This window comes from Halorubrum tebenquichense DSM 14210 (assembly GCF_000337415.1).
GTDB classification, from domain to species: Archaea; Halobacteriota; Halobacteria; order Halobacteriales; family Haloferacaceae; genus Halorubrum; species Halorubrum tebenquichense.
In genome coordinates, this window is sequence record NZ_AOJD01000043.1 from 1 (window position 1) to 6,785 (window position 6,785).

At 67.8% G+C, this 6,785-nt stretch carries 7 protein-coding genes; 4 read left to right on the forward strand and 3 right to left on the reverse strand.

The window, feature by feature from the left end:
* Positions 1-107: 107 nt before the first annotated feature.
* Positions 108-350: a ferredoxin gene (locus C472_RS07395; protein ID WP_006629194.1), complete on the reverse strand. Its 243-nt coding sequence runs from the start codon at positions 348-350 to the stop codon at positions 108-110.
* 212 nt (positions 351-562) lie between these two features.
* On the opposite strand from C472_RS07395, the gene C472_RS07400 reads away from it, so the two are divergent.
* The 3 genes from C472_RS07400 (at position 563) to C472_RS07410 (ending at position 4,422) form a co-directional block, all read left to right on the forward strand.
* The gene (locus C472_RS07400) at positions 563-1,342 is read left to right on the forward strand and encodes a helix-turn-helix transcriptional regulator (protein WP_006629195.1); all 780 of its coding nucleotides are present in this window, start codon (positions 563-565) and stop codon (positions 1,340-1,342) included.
* 26 nt (positions 1,343-1,368) lie between these two features.
* Positions 1,369-1,623, forward strand: coding sequence for a hypothetical protein (locus C472_RS07405; protein ID WP_006629196.1), 255 nt, complete (start codon positions 1,369-1,371; stop codon positions 1,621-1,623).
* 126 nt (positions 1,624-1,749) lie between these two features.
* On the forward strand, positions 1,750-4,422 hold the full coding sequence (locus C472_RS07410; RefSeq protein WP_006629197.1) for a valine--tRNA ligase: 2,673 nt from the start codon (positions 1,750-1,752) through the stop codon (positions 4,420-4,422).
* A 30-nt stretch (positions 4,423-4,452) separates the two neighbouring features.
* Here C472_RS07410 and C472_RS07415 read toward each other — a convergent pair whose 3' ends face one another.
* Together C472_RS07415 and C472_RS07420 are read right to left on the reverse strand one after the other, a co-directional pair.
* Positions 4,453-5,508 (reverse strand): quinone-dependent dihydroorotate dehydrogenase, encoded by a 1,056-nt coding sequence (locus C472_RS07415; protein WP_006629198.1) that lies wholly within the window; start codon positions 5,506-5,508, stop codon positions 4,453-4,455.
* A gap of 93 nt (positions 5,509-5,601) precedes the next feature.
* A complete protein-coding gene (locus C472_RS07420; RefSeq protein ID WP_006629199.1) occupies positions 5,602-5,805 on the reverse strand; it encodes a hypothetical protein in 204 nt (67 codons plus the stop codon).
* Between the two features lie 250 nt (positions 5,806-6,055).
* On the opposite strand from C472_RS07420, the gene C472_RS07425 reads away from it, so the two are divergent.
* Positions 6,056-6,385 (forward strand): non-histone chromosomal MC1 family protein, encoded by a 330-nt coding sequence (locus C472_RS07425; RefSeq protein ID WP_049906423.1) that lies wholly within the window; start codon positions 6,056-6,058, stop codon positions 6,383-6,385.
* Positions 6,386-6,785: the final 400 nt, after the last annotated feature.

The following is a 6,785-nucleotide window of genomic DNA, read 5'->3' on the forward strand; positions in this document are numbered from 1 at the left end:
GAGCGAAGCGAAGACCGCCAGCGACGAGGCTGGGGAGGCCCGAGGTGCCGCGCGGTGCGGGTCGCGACTGGGGCTTCGGTGGCGACCGCGCCGGCCGTAATTCGTTCTCAAACCACCTGCTCGCCGTCGTCGTCGTACACTTCGATGGCGTCGACCGGGCAGCTCCGGGCCGCGAACTTCGCGTCCAACTCCTCGCCGTCGGGGACCTCGACGACGAACAGGTCCTCGCCCTCCTCCTCGCTCCCCCGCAAGTCGGCCTTCCCGTCGTTCAGATCCTTCTCGAAGGCGTCCCACTCGGCGACGCACTGGTACATCCCGACGCAGGTGTCCCGGTCGAATTCGACGCGCATACCGGAGGTACGCACAGCGGACACAAAGCCGTGCGGGGTCCCCGCCGACACGGCCCGAGACCGAGCCACGCGACGGTCCCCGCACATCGGGAGATCTCCCGGACGATGAGGGTATGCCGCCCCCCGACGGTAGTGAAACCGCCCGCTGACGCCGACGCCCTCCGTCGCTCGCTCCCCGGGCGGTTTTTACATCGGCCGCGCGTTCCCCCCGCATGGAATCGGACGGAGACGCGCTCCGGTCGGCCCTCCACAAGCGCGCGGACGTGTTCCGGGCCCTCGCCGACGCGCCCGCGAGCAAGCCGGAACTCGTCGACCGGCTGTCGAGTTCGCGCTCGACCGTCGACCGCGCGATCGCCGACTTAGAGGACGTCGACTGCGTCGAGTCGCGCAACGGGACCTACTCGCTCACCCCGGCCGGCCGCTTCGCGCTCGCCGAGCGCGACCGCTACGCGGCCGCGACGCGGACGGTCGAGCGGGCGGCCCCGCTGTTGAACGAGCTCCCGCGCGACGCGTCGCTCCCGTCGGCGTTCCTCGCCGGAGCGACCGTGACCGTCGCGGGCCCGCACGCGCCGTCCGAGGCGGCGACGGCGAGCAGCGAACTGCTCGAACGGGCGACGGCGATGCGGGGGCTGGCCCCGACCGTGCTCAAGTCTGACGTGTTCATCCTGAACCGGGCGCTCGACCGCGAGGGCCTCGACGTGGAGGTGATCGCCGAGCCGGAGGTGGTCGAGGCGCTCTCCGCGCTCTCGGACACGCCGGTCGCGTCGCTCGTCTCCCGCGACTCCTTCTCGCTGTACCGCAGCGCGGGACCGATCCCGTACGCGCTGTGGGTGATCGAGGGCCCGGAGGGGGACCACGCGGGGATCACGTTCCGACAGACCGGAGACGCAACCGGGATGGTGGTGAACGACTCGCCGGACGCGGTCGAGTGGGCGGACGCGGAGCTGGCGTCGCGTCGCGAGGCGGCCACTCCCGTCGATCGCCCGGTTTAATTCGCTCGCGGTCGATCCTGTCGACGATGACCACCGTCTGGCTCGTCGACCGGCAGTTCGACTCGAAGGGGCTCGTCCGACTCACCTACGCCACCGAGGACGGCGAGCGGATGCACACGAAGGAGCTGGCCGAACAGCGGCTCGTCACCGGCGACGGAGTCACCGCCGGCCGCGAGGTCGAGGAGACCGCGCTCGGTGAGAGCCCGGCGGACGAGGTCGAGCGGTTCGCGTCAGAGGCGTCGAAGATGGCCGCCGAACACGACCTCGACGATCGGGTGTGACCGGGTCCGACCCCGCCACCCCGCCCGCCCTCCCCGTCCGATCCGCCCGCGTCCGACGCCGCCTGCGGGCCGCGTCCCCCAACAACCGAGTCCGTTAAGGGGGAACCGGCGGAACGTGTGGCTGAAATGCCCAGTGGTGAGTACGACCCCGACGCCGTCGAGCCGCGGTGGCAGCGGCGATGGGTCGACGAGGAGACGTACGCCTACCCCGACGACGATCCGGTCGATCCGAACACGGTCTTCTCTATCGACACCCCCCCGCCGACGGTATCGGGCAGCCTCCACATGGGCCACCTCTACGGGTTCACGCTCCAGGACTTCGTCGCCCGCTTCGAGCGGATGAACGGCGGCGCGACCTTCTTCCCGTTCGGGTACGACGACAACGGAATTGCCTCCGAGCGCCTGACGGAGGACGAGCTCGACATCCGCCATCAGGACTTCGAGCGCCGGGAGTTCCAAGCGAAGTGCCGGGAGGTCTGCGCCGACTACGAGGAGCAGTTCACCGAGAACGTCCAGTCGCTCGGCGTCTCCGTCGACTGGGACCACACCTACCAGACGATCGAGCCGCGCGTTCAGCGCGTCTCCCAGCTGTCGTTCGTCGACCTGTACGACCAGGGCCGCGAGTACCGCGAGAAGGCCCCGGCGATCTGGTGTCCCGAGTGCGAGACCGCAATCTCGCAGGTCGAGACCGAGGACGACGAGCAGGCCAGCCACTTCAACGACATCGCCTTCGAGGTCGCCGGTGGCGACGCGAGCGACGAGGTCCCGGAGGAGTTCGTCATCTCGACGACGCGCCCGGAACTGCTTCCGGCCTGCGTCGCCGTCTTCGTCCACCCCGACGACGACGAGAACCAGGACCTCGTCGGCGAGTCCGCCGAGGTCCCGCTGTTCGGCCACGAGGTGCCGATCATCGCCGACGAGCGCGTCGACATGGAGACGGGCTCCGGGGTCGTGATGTGCTGTACGTTCGGGGACCAGAACGACATCGAGTGGTACCAAGTCCACGATCTGGACCTCCGGGTCGCCATCGACGAGTCGGGTCACATGACCGAGGTCGCCGAGGGGTACGAGGGGATCCACTCCTCGGAGGCCGGCGAGGCGATCGTCGAGGACCTCGACGAGGCGGGCGCGCTGCTCGACCGCCGCGACATCACCCACACCGTCAACGTCCACGAGCGCTGCGGGACGAGCGTCGAGTTCCTCGTCACCGAGCAGTGGTACGTCGAAATGCTCGACAAGACCGACGAGTACCTCGACGTCGGCCGGGAGATGGAGTGGTCGCCCGAGAAGATGTTCACCCGGTACGAGCACTGGGTCGAGGGGCTCCAGTGGGACTGGCTCATCTCCCGCCAGCGCTCCTCCGGCATCCCGTTCCCGGTGTGGTACTGCGAGGACTGCGGCGAGGAGATCATCGCCGAAAAGGCGGACCTCCCCGTCGACCCGCTCTCCGACGACCCGCCGGTCGACGCCTGTCCCGAGTGCGGTCACGACGAGTTCGAACCCGAAGACGACGTGCTCGACACGTGGGCCACCTCCAGTCTCACGCCGCTCATCAACGCCGGCTGGGACTGGGACGAGGAGGCCGAGGAGTTCACCATGGAGCACCCGGAGCTGTACCGGTTCGACCTCCGCCCGCAGGGCCACGACATCATCAGCTTCTGGCTGTTCCACACCCTCGTCAAGTGCTACGAGCACACCGGCGAGGTCCCGTTCGAGGAGACGATGATCAACGGCCACGTCTTGGACGAGAACCGCGAGAAGATGTCGAAGTCCGTCGGCAACGTCGTCGAACCCGAGACCGTCCTCGACGAGTTCCCGGTCGACGCCACCCGCTACTGGGCCGCCGGCACCGCCGTCGGCGACGACTTCCCGTTCAAGGAGAAGGACCTCCGCGCGGGCGAGAAGTTGATCCGGAAGCTGTGGAACGCCTCGAAGCTCGTCGAGTCCCTCGCGCCGGAACCGTTCCCGGCCGACCCGGACGACGGCCTCCGCGAACTCGACCGCTGGCTGCTGGCCGAACTCGACGCCGAGGTCGAGCGGCTCACCGACCTGCTTGAGGACCGGGCGTTCTCGAAGGCTCGGGACGAGCTCCGGAGCTTCTTCTGGAACACGTTCTGTGACGACTACCTCGAGATCGCGAAACAGCGCGAGGACGCCGCCGCAGCGTACACGCTCCGGACCGCCCACCGCCGGTTCCTGAAGCTGTTCGCGCCCCTCCTCGCGCACGTGACCGAGGAGCTGTGGCACGACATGTACGCCGACGCCGTGCCGGACGCGCCCGAAGAGGTCGACCCCGCCGACGGCGCGGCCGACTCCGTTCACCTCGCCGACTGGCCCGAGCCGCTGGGGATCGAGGCCGACCGCGACGCCGGGACCGCGGCGACCGCCGTCGTCGGCGCGCTCCGGAAGTACAAAAGCGAGAACCAGCTCCCGCTCACCGCAACGCTCGACGCCGTCGAGGTGTACGCGGACGTGCGCGGGTTCGAGGACGAGATCACCGGCGTGATGCACGTCGACGACCTCGCGGTCCACCCCGACGGTGACGCGCCCGTCGAGACGGTAATCACCGGAATCGACCTCGACTACGCCACCGTCGGTCCGAAGTACGGCGATCAGGTCGGCGACATCGAGGCCGCGCTGGCGCAGGGCGACTACGAGATCGACGGCGACGAACTCCGCGTCGCGAGCGTCACGCTCGTCGACGACGAGTTCGAGATCGAAGAGGAGCGACAGTACCGAGGCGAGGGCGAACTCCTCCAGGCAGACGACGTCGTCGTCATCGTCCGAAACGACGCGTAACACCGCCTCTCCGTTCGATTCTCGACCCGGTTACAGGTCCGCGCCGACCGCGTCTTCGACGGAGTCGAACCCGTCGCGGTCGAGCAGTTCCAGGAGTCCTTCATTGATGTCGCGCGCGAGTCCCGGCCCCTCGTAGACGAGTCCCGTGTACGCCTGAACCAGCGAGGCACCCGCCCGTATCTTTTCGTACGCCCCCGCGGCGTCGGAGACGCCCCCAACGCCGATCACCGGAACGTCGGTCCGCTCCGCGACGAACCGCACCCGCTCCGTCGCGAGCGACTCGATCGGCTTCCCCGAGAGCCCGCCACGCTCGGCCCGGTTGTGGCCTCGGAGCGAGTCCGGGCGCGACGTCGTCGTATTCGTCGCGATGACACCGTCGAGGTCGAGGTCGTCGACGACTGCGAGCGCGTCCGCGACGGCCGGCTCGGGGAGGTCGGGCGAGAGCTTCACGAGGAGCGGGTCGGCACCCGCGTCGTCGAGCGTTCCGAGGATGCGCTCCAACGCCTCGCGGTTCTGGAGCTCGCGGAGTCCGGGCGTGTTCGGACTAGAGACGTTGACGACGAAGTAGTCGCCCGCGTCCGCGACGCGCTCGTACGTGTAGCGGTAGTCGTCCGGGGCCTCGGCCAGCGGCGTCGACTTTGACTTCCCGATGTTGATCCCGACCGGGACGTCCGGGAGGGGGTCGCGGTCGAGACGCTCCCCGACCCTGTCCGCGCCCTCGTTGTTGAACCCCATCCGGTTGACGAGCGCCTCGTCCTCCGGCAGTCGGAACAGTCGCGGGCGCGGGTTTCCCGGCTGGCGCTCGGCGGTGACGCCGCCGATTTCGACGTGTCCGAACCCGAGGGATGCCAGCGCCCGGGGCACCTCCGCGTTCTTGTCGAACCCGGCGGCGACGCCCACCGGGTTCGGGAACGCCGACCCGAACGCGTCGACCGCGAGCCGCCCGTCGTTGACCGCGTACCGGTCGGCGAGCGCCGACCCGACCGGCGTCCCTTGGACGCCGCCGAGCAGTCGATGAACCAGTCCGTGTGCCGTCTCCGGCGGAAGCCGGAACAGCGCCGGTTTCAACAGGTCGTACGCGCCCATCGTCTGGATCTCATCACGAGCGACAATCAATCCGCCGACAGCGACCGACACGGCCGCCCGGACGTGGCTTCGAGGCGTAGTCCCGCGTTCGGGTCAGAAATCGTGTTCGAGCTGGTCCGGATTCGCGTCCGCCTTCTGGATGATTATCTTGCCGTCCCGGACCCGGACGAACACCTCGTCACCGATGTCCATGCCGGCGACGGCGAGCTCGTCCTCGTGGAGGTTCACGTGGACGTTGTGATACTCCCCCTCGTCGTCTTTCGCGCCACTGGGGCTGAGCTTCTTTTTACGGACCATCGCGGGTGTGCTTGTCGCACTTCGCCATAGCAGACACATAAGTGTTGTTTACCCGATCCTCCGGACCCGCTCTCCCGCGCGTGTTCGGCTCTCGGTGCGACTCGGCCGAATTTCAACGCCGTCGCGCCCGTCTCCGTCTCGAAACCGCAACCAGAAACCGGTATCGTATATAAATATTGTGCCGCACAGCTTTCATTTCCCCGATATATTTATTACACGCTGTGTGCTGGTGTCTCATGGAGGCAAAACCATGGTACGTGAAGACGGTAAGCGAAACTTTGCCCTTCGGGAGGAAGACGGATCGGAGCCGAGCGAGTTCTCGGGAAACATGCCGCGTCAGGCGGCACTCAAGGCCGCCCGGACGCTGGACCCCGCACCCTCTGAGGACGAGGCGGAGCCGACGACGCTACGGCTCCGCGAGAAAGGGACTCGAAAGGTCCACGAGTACGAGGGGTGGGCCTGGAAGGACAGCGCTCCGGAGGTCGACGAGGCGGAGGACGACTTCTGGCTCAACGATCTCGACGACATCACCAAGGCCAACGTCTCGAAGCAGGGCATCGAGTACCTCGACGAGGAGTAGTCCTCTCCGGGCGCGCTGATTCCAACTTCTCGTTTTAGCCGCAGGTAGAACGGACTCGGATCACCGCGGAGACACCGTCTCGGACCACGGTTCCTCCTCGACCCCAGACGGAAGGGACGATCGACAGGGTCGGCATGAAACCGCATGACGTGGCGCAGATGGTTCGACGGGGTTAAGTACAACCCCGGTATTTGAAGAAATGCGAAGAACGCACCGCGGACTCGGGCCGTTCAAGTCGGCCCGGTTTCGCTGGACCCGTACCGTTTCGATGGGTTTATGACCCGTCGTCCGGTACGTTCAGGTCCGCGAAGGATGAGGATCGCGCCCCCTGCGCTCCGGCGTAAGCGGCGATCTGATGTGAGCCGTGGTCGTTCGGTGCCATCCAAGCCGCTGGCTGGTC

Bases quoted from the DNA above. Each gene is read 5' to 3' on its own strand.
- C472_RS07395 (WP_006629194.1), bottom strand. From the start codon at position 350: ATGCGCGTCGAATTCGACCGGGACACCTGCGTCGGGATGTACCAGTGC.
- C472_RS07400 (WP_006629195.1), top strand. From the start codon at position 563: ATGGAATCGGACGGAGACGCGCTCCGGTCGGCCCTCCACAAGCGCGCG.
- C472_RS07405 (WP_006629196.1), top strand. From the start codon at position 1,369: ATGACCACCGTCTGGCTCGTCGACCGGCAGTTCGACTCGAAGGGGCTC.
- C472_RS07410 (WP_006629197.1), top strand. From the start codon at position 1,750: ATGCCCAGTGGTGAGTACGACCCCGACGCCGTCGAGCCGCGGTGGCAG.
- C472_RS07415 (WP_006629198.1), bottom strand. From the start codon at position 5,508: ATGGGCGCGTACGACCTGTTGAAACCGGCGCTGTTCCGGCTTCCGCCG.
- C472_RS07420 (WP_006629199.1), bottom strand. From the start codon at position 5,805: ATGGTCCGTAAAAAGAAGCTCAGCCCCAGTGGCGCGAAAGACGACGAG.
- C472_RS07425 (WP_049906423.1), top strand. From the start codon at position 6,056: ATGGTACGTGAAGACGGTAAGCGAAACTTTGCCCTTCGGGAGGAAGAC.